The organism is Nocardia sp. NPDC003999, from assembly GCF_053604885.1.
Map to the genome: position 1 here is coordinate 235,189 of NZ_JBSGIB010000003.1, position 20,187 is coordinate 255,375.

The window sequence follows — 20,187 nt, forward strand, 5'->3', positions numbered from 1 at the left end:
CGGTTCGGCAGAATACGACCACTTCGAAAACCATTGGCGGCGCTGCGAATCGCCCATCCCGTACGCGAGCTGACCGGCGTGGGAACCAGCCGCGCACGCTGACTGCCGCTGCTGCGGCGCGCTGGACCGCCGGGTCGGGAACGGCGGTGGGCAGACTGCCGTCGATGAGCAGATCCCGCCCGTGGTCGTTCCCTGCTCGACGCGGCCTGCTACGACCTCCCGGACCGAGCCGTCGATCAACCCGGCCCGGAGGCGATCAGCTCACCGGCGTGAGTTCCAGCGCGCCCTCGATCGTGGTGGGAAGCCTGCGCCGATCGGGGGAGCCGAGCGCGGCGGTGAGATCCGTTCCGTCGTGTTCGGCGAGCAGGTCGCCGCTGTCCCACACCAGCAGTGTCGCGCTGACGGTGTTCTCGGCCGCCGAGTGCGCCAAGTCGTAGTGCGCGCACGCCGGGACGTGCGGATAGGTGATCCACAGGTCGTAGCCGGTCATGAACAGATCGAGGTCGAATTGCACACTCAGTCCGAGCAATTCGCTGCGGCCGTTGTCGTCGACGCCCGCGAACGCCTCGTCCAGGGCCAGTAGGCGCGGGGCCTGCGGGTCGGCGGAATCGAGCATGACGTGCGCCGCGGCGAACAGCGGCAGGTGCAGCGACACCGACTGCTCGCCGCCGGACAGCGCGCTGTGCCTGGCCACGGTGAGCTTGTCCTCGCTGCCGTCGGCGGAGATCAAAGTGAACGAGAACACCCGCCAGGTGCGATAATCCAGGGTCGCGGCCAGGATCTCGGGGTAGGAGCGTTCCGGGTGCGCCGCCCGCGCCGCCCTGATCTCGGAGGCGAAGTGCGCCCGGATCGCCGCGAGATCCTCCGCCGTCAGCGCCGACGCGTCCCGGTCGAGCAGCTTGCACATCGCCCGCGCCGCGTCGGACAGGCTGTCGGCCAGCACCCAGTGCACGCCGATGGTGTTGCCCGAGGACATCCGCCGCTGCTTCATCTCCGCGCCCATCCTGGCGATGAGATCGCGCGCGTCGCTGGTGCGTTCGTGGATCTGCTGGGCCAGGCCGGTCAACAGGGCATCCTCCAGGATGCGGCGCTCGGCGTCGGTGAGCAGCAGTTCCTGATCCCGCCGGGCGGCGTCGACGCGGGCGGCGAAGTCGGCCAGCGCGGAAGCCCCGTGTTCGTCGTGCACCTGGACGACGGTGAGGCCGTCGGCGGCGTCCCATTGCAACCGGTAATCGCGGCCCGAGCCGGCCAACGCCGCGTCGAACTCCTGCAACGCCCCGGTCACCGCCGTGCGGGTGGACTTGCGCGTCGCCTCGCTCACGCGCACCGCTGCCGTGGCCGCCGAGAGGCTGTCGAACAGCGCGGCGACTTCGTCCGGCAGCACCCTCGGTGATGCCTCCGGCCCCGCCGTCGCGATCCGGTACAGCAGTTGCTCGGGCGTCGACCACGCGGCGTCGCTGCTGGGCCAGCGTCCGTCGGCGGGGGCGCCGAGCAGCGTGAGCAGATCCGGCTGAGCGTATGGCGCGAGGGCTTTCACCTCCGCCAGCACCTCGGTCAGCGCGGTGGCCAGCGACTCGTGCGCGGTACGGTAGGCGGCTTCGGCGTCGCCGACCGCCTCGATGGCCTGGTTGGCGGCCTTGCGCGCGGCCTTCTGCTCGACCTTGGTCGCCTCGATCCGCTGCCGGGCCTGCTCCAATTCGCGGTCGATGTCGGCCGCGCCTGCGCCGAGGGCATCGCGCAGGGTCTCCAGTTTGCGCAATTGCTCCTGGTATCCGGTGCGCGCGGCCTCGGCCTCTTCCGCGAACGCCTCGGCCAGGTCGGTGGCTTCGGTCAAGCGGTCGTCGGCTTCGCGTTCGCGCTCTCGTTCCCGCTCGTGGTCGCCGCGCAACCGCAACAATCCCGTGCCGGTGTTCTCGAAGTGCCGGATGGCGGCGGCGAGGGCGTCGATCTCGCGCGCCGTGCGCGGTGTGCGGTGTGCGGTGGCGGCGGCGCGCAGTTTCTTCTCCGCGGCGGACACGTCCGCGACCGCCTGGTCGAGTTCGCGCTCGGCGTGGGCGGCGGCCTCCGCACGCGACCGCAGCACGCCCGCGGCCTCGGACACCGCGCGCAGCGCCGTGGTCACCGCGGTCGGACGCGGAAGCGCTTTGGCGGCGGCGGAGATTCGCGCGAGTTCGGCGGTGGCGGCGGCCTCCCGCTGTCCGGCGGCGCTCCGGTCCGCCTCGGCGGCCGCCACGGCCGCGGTCAACTCGGCCGAGCGGAGCTCGCGGCGTCTGGCTCGCGCGGTGGCGCCGATGAATTCCGCGTCGGTCTTGCGGTGGCGGCCGACCTGCACGCCTTGCCGGAACGCGCCGTTCGCTCCGATCGTCACCGCGCCGCTCGGCTCGCCCGCGTCCTCGTGCAGGGCGATGGAAGCGAGCACATCGGCCACGACCTGCCGCGGCACCGTCAGCGTGTCCGAATCGTCTTCCACGATAAGCACGTCGGCGAGCGTGCGACCGGCCGGGCGGTCCGATGCGGGCAGCGGCAGCAGGAACTGATCGGATTCGTAGTCCGGCGGCAGCTCGCCTTCCGGGCACACCCAGGCGTCCAGCAGATTCGCGGCGTGCAGCGCGGCCTCGATGCCCGCGGCGGTCTCGGGCGGCACGTCGTCGGCGAAGCGCACCAGCCGCCACAGCGCGGCGCCGGACCGGTCACCGGTCCGGCCGGAGCGGCCCGCGAATACCGGCGGCGCGTCGTCGCGCCGGGCCGCGACCCGCTCGAGTTCGGCGGTCAGCTCCTCGACGTGTGCCGTGGCCGAGGCCACCTGGGCGCGTGCCTCTTGGCGGCGGGTGCGGATCTCCTCGAGCAGGGGTTCCGTGCGATCGGCCAGCACCTCGGCCACGGTGGGCGCATCCGAACCGGCCTCGGCCAGCGCCGAGTTCAGCGCTTCCAACAGGCCGGAGCGCACCGGGGTGTAGACCGCGCGGTGCTCGTCCCACCAGGTCCGCAACGCGGCCGCGGCCTCGGAACGGGTCAAGGCGACCGTCGCTTCGGCGTGCGCGACCTCCGCCGCGGCGGCATCACGCAGTTCCCGCGCGCGCTCGGCCAGTCGCTCGGCCCTGGTGCGTTCGGCGGCAGCGGTATCCACCGCGCCCACCGCCTTGCGCACCGCGCGCACATCGACGTCGCGCTCCTCGGCGTGCCCGCGCACCGCCGCGGTGAGCTGCTCGGCCCGCGTCGACTCCGGCAGCGGCGTCCATGCGATCCCCGCCTCCTCGGCGGCGGCACGCAGATCGTCCTCGCCGCGGGCGAGCGCGGCGGCGGCGGTGCGCACCGCGGTGCGTGCGCGCTCGGCCTCCTGGGTCCGCTGGTCCAGGGTCTGGCGGGACTTGAGCGCCTTGTCGGCGTGCACGCCCGCCGAGGTCTCCAGGCGACGCACCGCGTCGGCCAGGTCGTCGAGCTGCTGTTTACCCTCGTAGGCGCTGGAACGCTGGAGATTCTCCCGGTCGGCGATGGCCTGCTCGTAGGCGCGGTCGGCGTCCTCGGCCCGAGCCTCGGCCGTGGCACGCTCGGTCTCCCTGCGCTCGCGCAGCGCGGTGGCGGCGAACAGCGCGGTGCTCGCGTGGGTCACCGCGTCGAGCCGCGCCCGCACCTGGTCGACATCCGTCTTCGCTTGAACCGCAAGGTATTTGCGATACACCTCGACGAAAGCCCTGGTCGCCGTGTCGGCGTGCACCAAACCCTCCAGGGTCCTGCCGACCTCCTCCATATCGCTGAACGAGCGAGCGGCGTCCAGGATCAGTTGCTCGTCGAGCGGGCGCAGGCCGTCGGTGAGCGCCTGCGACAAACCGCGCGGGTCGAGGTTCTTGGCCAGCTGCGGGCGGCGCAGCGTGAGGATCAGATTGATCAGCTGGTCGTAGCGCTGCGTCCCGAGGCCGAACATGCGCGCGTCGATCGCGTTGCGATAGTCCACCGGCCGGTCGACGATCGAGTCGGTGCCGATCTGCTCGGCCAGCTGCTTGCGGGTGAACGGCCGATCGTCGGGGCCGATCAGGGAGAAGTCGATCCCGACCCGGCCGTCGGCGACGAAATACCAGCGGGTCACCTTGTCCGAGGAACGGGTGGCGCGCATGCCGATGCCGACGGTGACCGCCTCGGGGTCTTCCCAGCGACCGCGCGCGAACTCCATCCAGACATAGGAGTAGGCCGAGTCCTGCTTGCGGTAGAGGAGGTTCGACTTCATCGTGCGTTCCTCGCCCGCGAACGGGTTCAGCCTGCGCGGCTCGATCCGTCCGTCCAGAACGAAGGGGAACAGCACCTCCAGCGCTTTGGTCTTGCCCGACCCGTTCGGCCCGCGCAGGACCAATCTGCCGTCCGCGAAACAGAACTCCTGGTCGCGGTAGTCCCACAGGTTGACGATCCCGGCGCGGGTGGGGGTGAACCGCACTCCGCCGTGAATGAGCGACATTCGTCAGTTCCCTTCCGTCCCGGTGCCGCCGGGCCCGTAGGTGTCGGCCGCGGTGACGAACAGCTCCGCGGCCCGCTTGGTGCGGACCGTGACGACCGCGCCACGGTAGCGGGCCAGTGCGGGCAGCACGAGCAGTCCGTCCTCGACCATCCGGATCAGCCGCAGCCGTTCCAGCAGCGCCACCACCTCGGTGGTGAGGCGAGGAACGTCGGCCTGCCATTGCGCGGCGAACGTGGTGCCGTAGCGATCGGCCAGCGCCTGCACCGTCTCATACAGCCAGGCCCGGTCGATCAGCGGATAGCCTGTCGCGACGGACCGGTCTGTCTGCTCCGCTGCATCCGTCGCCGAATCCGGTTCGGGGGCGGACGGATCCGGCGAACGCGGCTCCGCGAGCGGCACGAACAGCGTGGATTCGGGAATGGCTTCATCGAGCTGGTCGGCCAGCGCCGCATCCGTGTCCGGGCCGGCGTGGCGCCGCGGCAGCGGGTGATCGATGTCCAGCACGCGGTCGGCGATCTCACCGGCCAGCAGCAAGGCGACCTGCGCGAGCGTCCCGGTCCCCGGAAAGCGGACGTCCGACAGCCGCCCCGAGGTGTCGATCAGCGCCACGCCCTCCGCGCGGCGTTCGGCGCGCAGCCCGGTGAACAGTTCGACCTCCGCGACGATCCGCTCCTGGGCGAGAACAGGACGCTCTTCGGGTGCGAGATCCTCTGCGTACACCACCGGCTGCTCCACCAGCGCCCTGCGTACCCGGCGGGCGATTTCGGCGGTGGTCGTCGCGTGCGCGGAAACACCGCCGACCATGGGCTCTTCGGTGAGCAACCCGCGCACGCCGTGCAGATGTTGCAGGGCCCGCGGCGGCCGGAACAGCGCGAAGACGACCGGCCGGTCGATGTCGTAGAGCGCCTCACCGGCCTCCGGATCGCTGGCCCAGCCGCCCGCGTCGCCGTCGGCCAGGCCCAGCGCGCCGCGCACGGTCAGCCAGCCCACCGCGTCGACGAACGCGTCGCGGTCGGCGGCCCGGTCGGTGGCCAGTTCCAGTCCCTCCACCCGGTTCGCGTAGGCGGCGACCTGATCGGCCAGCTCCGACAGCGTGATCTGGTCCCCGGCGCGCCCCAGCGCGGCCAGCGCGAGAGCCAGGTAGGCGTAGCGGCGGCGGTCGAAGACGCGCTCGGCGGCGGTACGCGCGGGCCTGCCCGCGTCCAGGCGGTCGGTGACCGGGAAGACCCGCGCGGTGGTCTCGGTGACTTCCAGGCGGTACCCGAACAATTCGGCGAGGTCCTCGCGCAGCTCGGTGGCCCAGCGCCGGATCAGCGGCAGTGCGATCCGGTCCGGATAGGCGCGGGTCACCAGGTGGTTGGCCAGGACGACTCGGGCGGCGCGTTGGTAGTTGTCCAGGGCGAGCGCATCGATGGTGTGTGCGTGCATCAGCCGTGCTCCCCGCGCGGGCGGGACCGTGTTCCGGCGGTCTGCTCGATCTTCAGTGACCGGTTGTTCAACCGCAGCAGTCCCCGGGTGGTGCGCACGACGGTCGGACCGTCGTGCTCGGACACCGTCAGGGTGACGCCGCTGTCGGAGCCGGTGGTGCCGGCCACCCGGCCGCGCACCGGAACCCACGCGGTGGACGCGGCGTCCAGCAGCCGCAGCAGCACCTCGGTCTCCCGGTCGTCCAGCACTCGTTCGTGCACGTCGCCGGACGCCAGCGACCTGGCGGCCTCCGCGCGGGCCCGCTGCGCGTCCAACTGCGCCTCGCGCAGACGCCGGATACCCGCGTCGTTGCGGTGGATACGGGCGGGCGCACCCGCGGAGGGCGGGCGTCCGGTCTCGGCGAGCGTGCGCGAGATCTCCAACGGCGGTGCGTCCCACCAAGATCGAATCGCCGGAATCACGTCGGCGTCCGGGTGCTCCATCGCCAGGTGCCGCGGCTTGCCCAGCCCGAACACCGCGTCGAACAGCGCATGGGCGCTGTCCACGGTCGGCGCCGCGGTGAACCAGCCGGCCAGATGCCGCAGCGCCGACTCCCGGCTGACCCCGCCGCGCCGCGTCTCGGTGACCCGCCGCAGCAGCGACAGCACCGCGGCGATCGCGCTCATGGTGGCCTCACGCAACCGCTCGGCCTCCGTCGTCCCCGCCTGTTCACCGCCGGACGCGACGAACCAGGTCCGCAGTCCGTCCCACCTGGCCTGCCAATCCGACCGGCGTTCCTCGACACTCAGCAGCACCCGCTCGTCGCAGCGCGCCGCCCGGCCGGTCAGGTCGTCGACGCCGGTCTCCTCGATCTCGGCGATCGCGGCCGCCAGCCGCGGGGTGAACCGGGCCAGGTCGAGGCTGAACTCCCGCATGTGCGCCAGCAGGGCGTCCTTGTGCGCGAGAAACGATTCCGGGGTGATCTCGGTGGTGCGAACCAGGTCGCCGAGCCCCAGATAGAAGTGCGCGGCGCGGGCGGCCAGGTCGGATAACGCGATGTCGAGACGGCGCAGCGTGCGGTAGACGCGTTCGGCGTCACCCGCCCGGTTGGCCTCGGCCAGGGTGTGCAGATCGGCCAGCAGTTCCGGCAGCACCAGGCGCGACAACGAAGCTTCGTCGAGGCGGGCGCTGAGCACACCGGCGACTGCCTGGTAGGCCTGGAACCCAGCCTGGGAGAACTGGTAAACGTAGTGCCGATTACGATATTCGGCCAGCGTCGCGGCGCGGGTTCCGTCGTAACTGCGCTCCAGCATGCCCCACTGGTGCAACTGGTCTAGCAACGGGCCGATCTCGGCCGCGGTCAGCGGGGGGGCCGCGGGTCGGCCGGGTGTCTCCGGGGACCGGTCCGGCGCACCGGTTTCCGGCTCGCCCCCGGGTGGATCCGACGGACGCGTGCGCGCTTGCGCCGGATCCACGCCGGCATTCGTGACCGGTTGGTTCGCAGTGACCGGATCGGGCGTGTGCGGCGTGTTCCCGTTGCGGTCGATCCACTCCGCGACGTCGTCCGCGTGCAGCAGCACCACGTATGCTGCCCGCGCGCCGTCGAACGCGCGCAGCACCCGGAGGTAATCGGCGCGCCGCTCGGCGGTGGCGAAAGAGAACAGCCGCAGCCGGTCGTCCCAGTGGGCGTCGGCCCAGCCGTCATCGGAGTCGGTCACCGGGAACAGGGTAGTAGCGGGCCGATCGCCACCCGCACGACGTTCCGGTGTTCGGCGTGGCCGCGTCCGGTTCGTCACCGTTCGCCGCTGCCGCGGCGCAGGTCGGCTCACTCGACGGACAGCGAACGCAACTGGTCCAGATAAGCGCGGGTGCGCGGATCGCCGGGGAACCGCTCGATGATCTCGCGCGCGACTTCCCCCGCGATCCACATCAGCGAGGGCAACGACCGCCTGCTGCCCGCGAACGCGCGCATGCCCTCGGCGACCGCGAGTTCCAGGTCACGGTCGCGCACCGCGACCACGGCCAAAGTCAGGTGCGCCTCGGAGACCCGCATCGGATTGCGCACGCTGCCGTCCGGGCGGGTGGCGTTGCGGATCACTTCCCGCGCGTAGGTTTCGGCGAGCCGATCCTCGCCCGCGACCCGGCAGCAGTCCATCGCGTAGAAGTCGAACTTGTTCGCATCGATGACGAAATGGTTGTCCAGATTGGCCGGATGATCGAGTCGCTCCAAGATAGCTCGGCCTTCGTCGAGCGCCGCCTCCACCTCGCGCGGGTTGCCCAGCCTGGCCCAGGCTTTGGCGCGCTGGGCGGCGAGCTGGACACCGACGCGCAGGTGCTGGCTTACTTCCAGCGTCGGCTGCACGGTCTCGATGACGCCGCGGTAGTTACCCTGGGTCAGCGCGAACCACGCGGTCATTTCCGCTGCCCATGCCGCGATCTCGATGTTCTCCGCCTCCTGCGCCAGCGACTGGGCGGCGCGGCGGGTCGCCTCCGCGGCGGTGCGCCTGCCGAGGTCGTAGTCGACGCAGCCGACCAGCAACGCCACCCATCCGGCGAGAACGAGGATTTCGCGGTGCTGCGCCAGGGTCAGGCGACCGTCCAGCAACGAGGTGATTCTGCGCAGCCACGCGGTGCCGTCGGCGTGCAGGTCGTGCGGGTCGGCGTAGGAGTATTCGCAGCACAGGCGTTCTGCGGTGATGCGGACGGCCTCCAGTGTCACGGAGGACACATCGGACATACGGAGTCGTCCGATGAACTCGAGCGTGTCCATGCCGGTGGCCGAGAGCAATTCGTCGTCCCGGTTCGGTCTGGCCTTGGGAAAGAACGCCGCGGTCACCGTGTCGAAGGTGGCGGCGATGATCGGCGCGTAGAAGTCGTCGGGGCGTGATTCGCCCGATTCCCAACGGCGCCAGTTGCGTAGGAGAGTACTGTCGGTCGGCAGGTTGTGCGAAGACTTTCCACGCATCACGCGAACAGCGTCGGCTTGCGACCACCCCCTCGCGTCACGCTCGGAACGCATTCGGACTGCCCAGACGGGTCGATCGTCGGTAGCGGCCACGTCTGTAGTATCGCACCAGTTAACGTTTGGTGGCCTTAAGAGGGCAGGCAGATGTCCGTGTGTTGACAGCTACTTTCGCGCCGCCGCGTTGTGCATGCTGAACATGGCGCTAGAAGTTAGCCAGCCCCTCCTGTAAGAGCAATTGCAAGTACATCTGCTCTTGCACGAAGCGCAAATACCCCGTAAAACGGGTGGATCCACATAAGAGAACAGCGATCCCAATCCAACGGAGGTTCGGGTGGAAGCGTTGATCTATGGATACTTGCGTGACGATCTGGCCGATGGCCATAGCAAGGAGCTCGAGGCCGCGATGAGCAGCCTCGCCCGCGAGGAAGGGCTGTGCTTCGCCGCAACGTTCCATGAATCGACCGGCGGTGACGGGGCGGCTTTCGCCGAGCTCACGGCGGAACTCAAGCGCGCGGACGCGCACCATGTGGTGGTTCCCTCACTCGATCACTTTGCCGGCCAGACGATTCCGCGCGACATCTTGATAGCCAAGCTGGCTCAGGAGGCGGCGGCGCGGGTGTGGACGGTGGAGAGCTGATCGCCGCGACCGAACTGCCCGGTACCGCCCCGAACCCCAGCGTCGCAGCCCGGTCACCGCGCCGGTGACGAGTACACCCGCTGCCAGGGAAGCGAGCAGCCCCGCGAGCCGGTGCTGTTCGAACAGCGGGTATACCTGCCAATGCAGCAGATAGACGAACAACGAGCCGTCGGCCAGCACCGCGGCGCAGACGGCGACGGCGGCGGGAACCCGGACCGCGGACAACCACACCAGTGCGAGCAAGCCCGCCATGATCAAACGTTCCCGTTCGGGAACGCCGAAATAGCCAGGCACCGTGATCAGTACGACGGCACTCACCGTCATCCGCTGCCACATCGACGTCGCCTTCGCCGCCGCCCAGCCGAGCGCGAAGAGCCACACCGCCAGCGGAGAGAACGGGATGTCCTTCGCCGAATACAGACCGAACGCTTGGTATCGAAAGACGAGGCTCAGCGCGACCAGCGCCATCGCGAACCAGAACGGCTCGGCCCGTTGCCACCGGTCCACCACGGGGATCCGGATCAACAGCGCGGCGGCCAGCATGAAATACACGAGCACCTCGAGGAACCAAAGGTGCCCGGCGGTGGCGCTGTCGTGCGGGCCGAGAATCTTGTTCAGTAACAGGACATTCTGCCAGCCGTAGTAGTCGGTGCGAGTCATGGTCAGCGCGACCCAGAGTGCCGTCGGCACCGCGATGTATGCCACGGTGCGCAACGTGTGGCGCAGTCGCTCGGCGGCTGGGGCCGTGGTCACCCCGAACCGCGCGAAGTTGAAGCCGGCCACGCCGAGCAGCACGTGCGCCGCGCCCCAGAGCACGTACACTCCGGCGTGCGAGCTGACGATGAGCACGATGCCGACCGCGCGCAGCAGCGTTCCGGTGTCGAGTGCCCGTCCGAAACGCCTGCGGCCTCGTGGTATCCGTTCCAGTTCCGCCACGGACGTGTTCGGCCAGTCGGTGGGCAGGCGGCCGATCGCCCGCTCCAGCCGTGCCGCGGTGGTCACGTAGGTGAGCGAGTTGCCGCCGAGGTCGACGAACGTGCTGTCCGGGTGGACCCGCGCGGGATCGATGCCCAGCGTCGTGGCGTAGAGGGAGCGGATATCACGTGTCTGCGGCGCGGATCCGGCCAGTCGCCGGATAGCGGGGTAGTCGGGTTTGCCGTTCGGTAACCGCGGGATCCGTTCGACCACGTGGACCCGCACGGCGGCGGCGGGCAGGCCGGACAGTCGCGCGGCGAGCTCGGTGAGATCGGACCGCGGGGTCTCTACGGCCACGACGAGGTGCGCGTCGTCGTCCGCGCACCGTGCCGTGAATCCGGCCTCCGCCAGCCCGGATTCGAGACGCTCCAGATCGATGCGCAGTCCGAAGATCTTGGCGAACCGGCTACGCCTGCCGACCACCTGGTACAAGCCGTCGGGTGTGCGTCGTGCCAGGTCGCCCGTGCGCAGGGCATCGACCGTACGGCCGAGGGCGAGGTCTGCGGCGGACTTCGCATACCCCATCATCACATTGGACCCGCGATAGACCAGTTCACGCGGTTCGTCCCCATTGTCGTCGGCTTCCTCGACCGGCTCGAGGGTGAATTCGCCGCCCGGAATCGGGATCCCGATGCAGTCCGGGTGCGCGCTCGCCAGATGCGCGGGCAGATAGGCCATTCGCGCGGTGGCCTCGGTCTGGCCGTACATGACCACGAACTCCCAGCCGTGTTCCCGGCCGAGCGCGGCGTATTCGCGTACCCGCTCCGGCGCCAGCCTGCCGCCCGCCTGGGTGACATAACGCAGGTGCGGCAGGTCCATACGGGCGAAACCGATGCGGTCCAGCAGTTCGATGGTGTAGGGAACCGCGGCGAACGACGTTGCGCGGCAGTCCCGGAACGCGTGCCAGAACTGCGTGTCCAATACCGACTGGTCGGTGAGCATGAGGCTCGCCCCGCGCCACAGGTGGCTGTGCACCACCGACAGCCCGTAGCAGTAGAACATCGGCAGGGTGGTGGCCGCGCAATCGCCAGGACCGATGGCCAGGTACTCGGCGATGGCCGCCGCGTTGGAACGCAGGTTCGTCGCCGAGAGCCGGACCAGTTTGGGCGACCCGGTGGAGCCCGAGGTGCTCAGCAGCAGCGCGAGCTCCGGATGCAGGCGATGCGCCGAGCGTTCCCGGACCACCTCGGCGCGCCCGTCTTCGACGAGCACGTCCGGGTCGTAGGCGTCCCGCAACTCCGCAGTGATCTGCTCGGTCAGCAAGACCACGCATCCGGCGCTGAGCGCTCCGAGGTACGCGACGAGCGAGGAAAGATCGTTGCGCGCGGCGAGCGCGACGAGGCGACGGGCCGGGCCGAGTTCGGCCGCGAAGGACTCGACGAGCGCAGCAAGCCGAGCGTAGGTCACCTGCCGGGTGGGCGGGGATCCGCCGCCGTCCGCGCCCGCACGGTCGGGGCAATGGACGGCGATCCGCTCGTCGAAGGTGCGCAGACGCTCGACGATCGGATGGACGGTCACCGGCGAAAGTGTAGGAGGGGGTCGTTTCCCGACCTGAAGGTGGCCCCCCGGCGAACTTCCGGTGAACCCCGCGGACGCCGGCCGCCCGCACCGAACGCGCCGACGCGCAACCGATCAGAGACCGAAGCTGCCCGGACCCCGTCTGCGCAGGTACTTCTCGAATTCGGCCGCGATGGCGTCGCCGTCGATCTTGGCCATCGCCTCGTTCACGTCGACCGCGGCGTCGCCGCGTTCCTCCAGCGAGCGCACGTACTCGCTGATCTCCTCGTCGCCCACGGTCATCTCGTTCACCGCGGTCTCCCAGTCCTCGGCCTGCTTGGGCAACTCACCCAGCGGCACCTCGATGTCGAGCACGTCCTCGACCCGGTGCAGCAGCGCGATGGTCGCCTTCGGATTCGGCGGCTGGGAGACATAGTGCGGAACGGCGGCCCAGAACGACACCGCCGGGACCCCCGCCTTCACGCACTGGTCCTGCAGCACGCCGGTGATCCCGGTCGGTCCCTCGTAGCGGGTCTGCTCCAGGCTGAACCGCTCGGCCGCTTCCTTGCTGTATGCCGAGCCGGTCACCGGTACCGGACGAGTGTGCGGAGTGTCCGCGAGCAGTGCGCCGAGAATGACCACGGTCTGCACCCCGAGTTGCTCGATGAACTCCAGCAGGTCGCCGCAGAAGCTGCGCCAGCGCATATTCGGTTCGATACCGCGTAGCAGCACCACGTCGCGGTCGCTGCCGGGCGGCGAGCACACCGACAACATCGTCGACGGCCACTGGATTTCCCTGGTCACACCGTCCACCTGACGCACCGTCGGCCGGTTGACCTGATAGTCGTAGTAGTCCTCGGAGTCGAGCTCGGCCAACGGCTCGGCGTCCCAGATCAGTTCCAGATGCTCGACGGCGCCGCTGGCCGCGTCACCGGCGTCGTTCCACCCCTCGAAGGCGGCGACCAGTACCGGATCCCGCAACGTCGGCAGTTCCGGATCGGGAGTTTCACTGGCGTTCACTCGGTCAGCCTACGGTGTGCGGCGATATGGCGTGTCGTAGAACGGCCGGACGGGGTGGCGTGTTCCGGCGCGCGGACGCGGCGGCTCCGGGCCGCGCGTGTGGTCCAGGACACCGAGCCTCCACGCCGTGGCCTGGATCGTCAGCCCCGCCCACTACGCTGGAACGCATGTCTGCGTCCGTCCCCGCCGAGTTCGACACCACGCTACTCGACACGCTGCGCCGCCGTGTCGTCATCGGCGACGGTGCGATGGGCACCATGCTGCAAGCTGCCGATCTGACCCTCGACGATTTCCGCGGGTTGGAGGGCTGTAACGAGATCCTCAACGACACCCGCCCCGAGGTCCTGCGCGGCATCCACCGCGCCTATTTCGAAGCGGGCGCCGACGCAGTGGAGACCAACACCTTCGGCTGCAACCTGCCCAACCTCGCCGACTACGACATCGCCGACCGGATCCGCGACCTCTCCGAGCGGGGAACCCGGCTGGCCCGTGAGGTCGCCGACGAGATGGGACCGTCTCCCGACGGTACGCCACGCTACGTGCTCGGCTCGATGGGGCCGGGCACCAAGCTGCCCACGCTCGGACACGCCCCGTTCGCCGCGCTGCGCGACGCCTACACCGAGGCCGCCCTCGGCATGCTGGACGGGGGCGCCGACGCCATCCTCATCGAGACCTGCCAGGACCTGCTGCAGGTCAAGGCGGCGGTGACCGGCAGCAAGCGTGCGATGGCGAAGCTGGGCCGCCGGATCCCGATCATCACGCACGTCACGGTGGAGACCACGGGCACGATGCTGGTCGGCAGCGAGATCGGCGCGGCGCTCACCGCGCTGGAGCCCCTCGGCATCGACATGATCGGCCTGAACTGCGCGACCGGCCCGGACGAGATGAGCGAGCACCTGCGCCACCTGTCCCGGCACGCGCAGGTGCCGGTCTCGGTGATGCCGAACGCCGGGCTGCCGGTGCTCGGCGCGGACGGGGCGGTCTACCCGCTCACCCCCGAGGAACTGGCGGTCGCGCTGCGCGGGTTCGTCACCGAGTTCGGCCTGGCCCTGGTCGGCGGCTGCTGCGGTACCACGCCCGAGCACATCCGCCAGGTCACCGCCGCGGTGCGCGAAGTCGAGCCGGCCCTGCCGCCGATCGCGCAGCGGCGCGCGCCGGTGCACGAGCCGAGCGTGTCCAGCATGTACACCGCGGTGCCGTTCGAGCAGGACGCCTCGGTCCTGATGATCGGCGAACGCACGAACGCCAACGGCTCCAAGGCATTCCGTGAGGCCATGCTCGCCGGGGACTGGCAGAAGTGCTTGGACATCGCCAAGGACCAGACCCGTGACGGGGCACACATGCTCGACCTGTGCGTCGACTACGTCGGCCGGGACGGCACCCGCGACATGTCGGAGCTGGCGAGCAGGCTGGCCACCGCTTCGACGTTGCCGATCATGCTCGACTCCACCGAGGCCCCCGTACTGCGGGCCGGGCTGGAGCACCTCGGCGGGCGTTGCGCGGTCAACTCGGTGAACTACGAGGACGGCGCCGGTCCCGATTCGCGGTTCCAGCAGACCATGCGCCTGGTCGCCGAGCACGGCGCCGCCGTGGTCGCGCTGACCATCGACGAGGAGGGCCAGGCCCGCACCGCGGCGAAGAAGGTGGAGATCGCCGAGCGGCTGATCGCCGACATCACCGGCAACTGGGGGCTGTCGGAGAGCGACATCATCATCGACACGCTCACCTTCACCCTGGGCACCGGCCAGGAGGAGTCGCGCCGCGACGGGCTGGAGACCATCGAGGCCATTCGCGAGCTCAAGCGCCGGCATCCACGGGTGCAGACCACCTTGGGTCTGTCCAACATCTCCTTCGGCCTCAATCCGGCCGCCCGGCAGGTGCTCAACTCGGTCTTCATGCACGAATGCGTCCAAGCCGGTCTGGATTCGGCGATCGTGCACGCCTCCAAGATCCTGCCGATCAGCCGTATCCCGGAGGAGCAGCGCGAGGTCGCGCTGGATCTGGTGTACGACCGCCGTGCGGAGGGCTACGACCCGCTGCAGAAGCTGATGGCGCTGTTCGAAGGCGTGTCCACCTCCTCGTCGAAGGCGTCGCGGGCGGAGGAACTGGCCGCGCTTCCGTTGTTCGAGCGGCTGGAGCGGCGGATCGTCGACGGGGAACGCGCCGGGATGGAAGCCGACCTGGACGCGGCCATGACCGAGGTGCCGCCGCTGCAGATCATCAACGAGACCCTGCTGGCCGGGATGAAGACGGTCGGCGAGCTGTTCGGGTCCGGTCAGATGCAGCTGCCGTTCGTGCTGCAGTCCGCCGAGGTGATGAAGGCCGCCGTCGCGTACCTCGAGCCGCACATGGAGGCCACCGACGACAGTGGCAAGGGCCGCATCGTGCTGGCCACCGTGAAGGGCGACGTGCACGACATCGGCAAGAACCTGGTCGACATCATCCTGTCGAACAACGGCTACGAGGTGGTCAACCTCGGCATCAAGCAGCCGATCGCCACCATCCTGGACGCGGCGGTGGACAAGAAGGCAGACGTCATCGGCATGTCGGGCCTGCTGGTCAAGTCGACCGTGGTGATGAAGGAGAACCTCGAGGAGCTCAACGCCAAGGGTGTGGCCGAGCAGTTCCCGGTGCTGCTGGGCGGTGCGGCGCTCACCCGCTCCTACGTGGAGAACGACCTGACCGAGGTGTACGAGGGCGACGTGCACTATGCGCGCGACGCGTTCGAGGGCCTGCGGCTGATGGACGACATCATGACCCGCAAACGCGGTGGCGACCTCGACCCGGACAGCCCGGAAGCCATCGCCGAGCGGGAGAAGGCCGCCGAGCGCAAAGCGCGCCACGAGCGCTCCAAGCGAATCGCGGCGGAGCGCAGGGCGAACGAGGCGCCCGTCGTGGTGCCGGAGCGCTCCGACGTCGCGGCCGATCTGCCGGTGCCGGTGCCGCCCTTCTGGGGCACACGGGTGGTGAAAGGCCTCGCGCTGCACGAATATTTGGGCCTGCTCGACGAGCGGGCGTTGTTCCTGGGGCAGTGGGGCCTGCGTGGGCAGCGCGGTGGCGACGGTCCCGGCTACGAGGAACTGGTGGAGACCGAGGGCAGGCCGCGTCTGCGCGCCTGGCTGGACCGATTGAGCACCGAGGGTGTGTTGCAGCACGCCGCGGTGGTGTACGGCTACTTCCCCGCGGTGTCCGAAGGCGACGACGTCATCGTGCTCACCGAACCGGAACCCGATGCGCCGGAGCGGTACCGGTTCACCTTCCCGCGGCAGCAGCGCGACCGGTTCCTGTGCATCGCCGACTTCATCCGTTCGCGGGAGTACACCCGCTCGACCGGTCAGGTGGACGTGCTTCCGTTCCAGCTGGTCACGATGGGGCAGCCGATCGCCGACTTCGCCAACGAGCTGTTCGCGGGTGACAGCTACCGCGATTACCTCGAGGTGCACGGCATCGGCGTCCAGCTCACCGAGGCGCTCGCCGAGTACTGGCACCGCCGCATCCGCGAGGAGCTCGTCCTCGACGGTCACGCGGTCGCCGACTCCGACCCGGCCGACGTGCTGGAGTACTTCAAGCTCGGCTATCGCGGCGCCCGCTACTCGTTCGGCTACGGCGCCTGCCCGGAGCTGGAGGACCGCGCCAAACTGGTCGACCTGCTCGAAGCCGATCGCATCGGCGTCGTGCTCTCCGAGGAGCTGCAGCTGCATCCGGAGCAGTCCACCGACGCCTTTGTCCTGCTGCATCCGGAGGCGAAGTACTTCAACGCGTAGCCGTTCGCCGATGCGGCGCGGCGCCGACGCCCGAGGGTCTCGGCGCCGCGCTGTCAGCGCGAACGCGGCTGCCCGATCGTCAGGCGCGAGGCTTTGGAAGCCGTATCGGTACGTCGCCTTTGCCGCAGGTCGGGCATCGCTGCTTCCGGACGCTCTCGACCGGCCGATCGGTCTGCCGAGTGCCCGGGGCGCGCCATCTTCGTCTCGCGAATCGGGCGTAGGCGCGCGGAGTGCAGCGGACGTGAGCGCCTTTCTCGGCCTGTCCGTCCGTTCGTGGTCCGCAGCGGGCGTCGCGGCCGGACGGCGATCAGTGGTGGACTGTGAGCAATAGCGAGATGCTCTCGTGTGAAGGGCCTTTGCTACCTGCCCGGATGTCATGTCTCGCGTGCATCGGGGCGCTCGTCGGCGCGTCACAGTGGCGGGCGCGCGCGGTTTACCTGGGCGATCGTCCGTGCCCGCACCGGGAGGTGGCTGTGTGTCGGGTGGATGTGCCATTGTCGAAGGCGTTGTAACTGCATCCGGGGCAGTCGGCGGATGCGTTCGCGTCCCTGCTCAGTGGTGCAAAGCACCTCGGCGCGTACGCTTTCGGAATTCTTCCGGGCTTGCGTGTGGAGTGCGAGACGGCTAGGCGCGCAAGTAGGAAGAGGCACACCACGATGACGGCGGATCGATTGATCGCGGGACGTTACCGGCTCACGGATCCGATCGGCACCGGCGCCATGGGTGTGGTGTGGCGGGCCACCGACGTCCGGCTGCAGCGCACCGTCGCGGTCAAACAGGTGCTCCTCGGTCCCGGACTCACCGGATCGGCTGCGCTGGAGGCGAAACGGCGTGCCATGCGGGAGGGGCGGATCGCGGCGCGGCTGCACCACCCGAACGCCATCACCGTGTTCGACGTGGCCGAGGAAGACGGCCAGCCCTGGCTGGTCATGGAGTACCTGGACGCGCCGAGCCTGGCGACCAAGCTGTCGGGCAACCGGACGCTGCCGCCGCTGGAGGTCGCCCGGATCGGCGCGCAGGCGGCGAGCGCCTTGGCCGCGGCGCACGACGCGGGGATCATGCACCGGGACGTGAAGCCGGCGAATCTGCTGGTCGCCGACGACGGCACGGTCAAGATCACCGACTTCGGCATTTCCCGCGCGGTCGGCGACGTGACGGTCACGGCCACCGGGTTTCTCGCCGGGACGCCGGCCTACCTGTCGCCCGAGGTGGCGCGCGGCGAGGACCCGGAACCGGCTTCCGACGTCTTCGCTCTCGGTTCGACGTTGTACGCGGCGGTGCAGGGCGCTCCACCGTTCGGTGAGAGCGACAACCCGCTGGCCCTGCTGCACGCGGTGGCGCGGGGCGAAATCCCGCCGCCGGAGGCGGCCGGCGCGCTGGGGCCGGTGCTGATGTACCTGCTCGCCCCGGCTGTCGCCGACCGCCCGACCATGCGGGAGGCGAAAGCGGTCCTCGAAGCCGTCGCGGCGGGACGGGATCTGGAGCTGCCCGCATCGGTGACCAAGGTGATTGCCGCCCCCGCCGCCACGACGACCGTGCTGCCCGACCCCGCCGCTGCCGTATCGCCGGAGCAGTCGGACGACACCGGTGTCACCGCGGTCGTACCCGCCGCTGTGCCGGGTCCGGCCGTGCCGCAAGGAGTTACGTCACGGCCGGTGCCGAGGCGGGCCGGGGTGGCGACGACGTTGCGGAGTGTTCTGAGCGGCCGGCAGCGCCGCCGACTGATCGCCGTGGAAGTCGCCGCGGTGGTCGGGGTGCTGATCCTGGTCGGCATCATCGCAATGCTGGCCGGCGTGGACGGCGAGGGCGGCGACGCGCCGACGTCGTCGGTCGCGCCTCCGGCCGCCGTGGCGCCCGAGAACACGCAGGCGCCGGCCGACGCGGCCGGAACCGAGCCGCGACAGGCGCCGGTACAAGCTCCCGCTCCAGCCCAAGCGCAAACATCCGCCTTCTCGGCGCCCGCGCCCACTTCTGGGCCCGTGCCGGGGCCCGCGCCCACTTCGGCGGGTGCCCCGCTGCCCCCGCCTGTCCCGGGAACCACCCCTCCGGCGCAAACGACGAACCCCGCGCCGAGCACCACTCCGCCGCCCAGCACCACGCCGCAGTCCACGTCGAGCCCTGCCCCGACCACCACGGGCCCGGCCACCACCGCGACGACGACCCCGTCCGGTCCGCCGACACCCGACCGGATCGCCTCGTTCATCCAGGGCTACTACGGCATGCTGCCCACCAACGTGTCCGGCGCCTGGACGCAGCTGGCCCCCGGATACCAGGCCAAGACCGGCTACGACTCATACGTGAACTTCTGGGGCACGATTCGTTCGGTGAGCGTGGGCTCGGTTACGCAGAACGGCGCGAATCGGGCGGTCGTCGCGTTGACCTACACCTTGAAGAACGGCACGACGACTTCCGAGAGCCGCTGGATCGAGGTCGTCGGCGACAGTGCCAAGTTGCAGATCGCCGCATCGGGTACCTAGGGACACGGCCGAGCCTTGGCCTGCGCCATCGAGTAGCCCAGCCATCCGAGGGTGAGCAGGCTCGGCTGCGGAGCGGCTCCGTCCCGGCGGTACGGTTCGTGCGGCGGCCGGGTGATCTCGGAAGGTTCGCAACGGTGCCCGCGACATGGACGAGAGCTGGGAGAAGGACCGAAACGTGACAGCGCGACTGGCCGGAGTGCTCTGGGACATGGACGGCACGCTCCTCGACTCGGAGAAGCTCTGGGATGTCGCGGTGCGGGAACTGGCACGTGAGCACGGTCACGAGATGACCGATGCGATCCGGCACGCGCTGATCGGGGCGTCCGGCCCGAACGCGCTGCGGATCATGTTCACCGGCTTGGGTATCGAGCCCACGCCGGACTCGTTGCGTGCGGCGGGGGAGTTCCTGGAGCGGCGGGTGACCGAATTGATGACCGGCCCCATCCCGTGGCGGCCTGGTGCGAAGGATGCGCTGGCCATGGTACGCGCGGCGGGGCTGGCCAGCGCGCTCGTCACCAATACCAAGCGGTCGCTCACGGAGTTCGGTCTCGACACGCTGGGCCGGGACTTCTTCGATGTCTCGGTCTGCGGCGACGAGGTGGCGCACGGCAAGCCGGAGCCGGATGTCTACCTGCGCGCTGCCGAGCTGCTCGGGCTCGATCCGGAACAGTGTGTGGCGGTGGAGGATTCGCCGACCGGTACGCGTGCGGCGCAGGCCGCGGGCTGCGCGGTGGTGGTCGTCCCGTGCGAGATTCCCGTGCCGCACGCGCCAGGGCGGGTGTTCCGGGATTCGCTGATCGGGTTGACCGTCGCGGAACTCGAAAACGCTCTGCGCGTGCGGGGTTGAGCCATCCGGGTGGCCGGGTTGCGCGACATCGGCGCACCGGCCATGCCGAGAGTTACTGTGCCGCAACGGGTGTGCGTGCAGATGATAGGTGTGACCGTGATCACCGGCAATCTCGCCGAATCCCGGGCGTGTCGGCGACCGCTCCACCAAA

Annotated in this window: 10 protein-coding genes; 4 read left to right on the plus strand and 6 right to left on the minus strand. The window is 70.0% G+C overall.

From position 1 onward, the window contains the following. Positions 1-256: 256 nt before the first annotated feature. The 4 genes from ACWESM_RS08670 to ACWESM_RS08685 all read right to left on the minus strand — a co-directional run bounded on the left by ACWESM_RS08670 (position 257) and on the right by ACWESM_RS08685 (position 8,819). Positions 257-4,447, minus strand: coding sequence for a TIGR02680 family protein (locus tag ACWESM_RS08670; protein WP_452491202.1), 4,191 nt, complete (start codon positions 4,445-4,447; stop codon positions 257-259). A gap of 3 nt (positions 4,448-4,450) precedes the next feature. Continuing rightward, positions 4,451-5,875, minus strand: a complete 1,425-nt coding sequence (locus tag ACWESM_RS08675; RefSeq protein ID WP_364428384.1) for a TIGR02678 family protein — start codon at positions 5,873-5,875, stop codon at positions 4,451-4,453. After that, on the minus strand, positions 5,875-7,572 hold the full coding sequence (locus ACWESM_RS08680) for a TIGR02677 family protein (protein ID WP_452491203.1): 1,698 nt from the start codon (positions 7,570-7,572) through the stop codon (positions 5,875-5,877). The genes ACWESM_RS08675 and ACWESM_RS08680 overlap by 1 nt, the downstream gene beginning before the upstream one ends. Positions 7,573-7,679: 107 nt before the next feature. Further along, positions 7,680-8,819, minus strand: a complete 1,140-nt coding sequence (locus ACWESM_RS08685) for an XRE family transcriptional regulator (RefSeq protein ID WP_355077686.1) — start codon at positions 8,817-8,819, stop codon at positions 7,680-7,682. Positions 8,820-9,150: 331 nt separating this feature from the next. Here ACWESM_RS08685 and ACWESM_RS08690 point away from each other — a divergent pair, with 331 nt between their 5' ends. Beyond that, a complete protein-coding gene (locus ACWESM_RS08690; RefSeq protein ID WP_350901430.1) occupies positions 9,151-9,456 on the plus strand; it encodes a hypothetical protein in 306 nt (101 codons plus the stop codon). Here the strand turns inward: ACWESM_RS08690 and ACWESM_RS08695 are convergent. Next, the gene (locus tag ACWESM_RS08695; protein ID WP_452491204.1) at positions 9,358-11,949 is read right to left on the minus strand and encodes an AMP-binding protein; all 2,592 of its coding nucleotides are present in this window, start codon (positions 11,947-11,949) and stop codon (positions 9,358-9,360) included. The two genes, ACWESM_RS08690 and ACWESM_RS08695, sit on opposite strands and share 99 nt — an antisense overlap. A 114-nt stretch (positions 11,950-12,063) precedes the next feature. Beyond that, positions 12,064-12,948, minus strand: a complete 885-nt coding sequence (locus tag ACWESM_RS08700; protein WP_063018039.1) for a PAC2 family protein — start codon at positions 12,946-12,948, stop codon at positions 12,064-12,066. Positions 12,949-13,115: 167 nt separating this feature from the next. On the opposite strand from ACWESM_RS08700, the gene metH reads away from it, so the two are divergent. The 3 genes from metH to ACWESM_RS08715 all read left to right on the plus strand — a co-directional run bounded on the left by metH (position 13,116) and on the right by ACWESM_RS08715 (position 20,036). Continuing rightward, a complete protein-coding gene (gene metH / locus ACWESM_RS08705) occupies positions 13,116-16,712 on the plus strand; it encodes a methionine synthase (RefSeq protein ID WP_452491205.1) in 3,597 nt (1,198 codons plus the stop codon). 656 nt (positions 16,713-17,368) lie between these two features. Continuing rightward, a complete protein-coding gene (locus ACWESM_RS08710) occupies positions 17,369-19,189 on the plus strand; it encodes a protein kinase domain-containing protein (protein WP_452491206.1) in 1,821 nt (606 codons plus the stop codon). Positions 19,190-19,334: 145 nt separating this feature from the next. Beyond that, entirely contained in the window at positions 19,335-20,036 is a 702-nt protein-coding gene (locus tag ACWESM_RS08715; protein ID WP_364428366.1) for an HAD family hydrolase, read from the plus strand. Positions 20,037-20,187 lie beyond the last annotated feature (151 nt).

What these genes read in the sequence shown, in the direction of transcription:
- ACWESM_RS08710 (WP_452491206.1), top strand. Translation starts at nt 17,369, where the DNA reads ATGACGGCGGATCGATTGATCGCGGGACGTTACCGGCTCACGGATCCG.
- metH (WP_452491205.1), top strand. Translation starts at nt 13,116, where the DNA reads ATGTCTGCGTCCGTCCCCGCCGAGTTCGACACCACGCTACTCGACACG.
- ACWESM_RS08685 (WP_355077686.1), bottom strand. Translation starts at nt 8,819, where the DNA reads ATGCGTGGAAAGTCTTCGCACAACCTGCCGACCGACAGTACTCTCCTA.
- ACWESM_RS08675 (WP_364428384.1), bottom strand. Translation starts at nt 5,875, where the DNA reads ATGCACGCACACACCATCGATGCGCTCGCCCTGGACAACTACCAACGC.
- ACWESM_RS08670 (WP_452491202.1), bottom strand. Translation starts at nt 4,447, where the DNA reads ATGTCGCTCATTCACGGCGGAGTGCGGTTCACCCCCACCCGCGCCGGG.
- ACWESM_RS08715 (WP_364428366.1), top strand. Translation starts at nt 19,335, where the DNA reads ATGGACGAGAGCTGGGAGAAGGACCGAAACGTGACAGCGCGACTGGCC.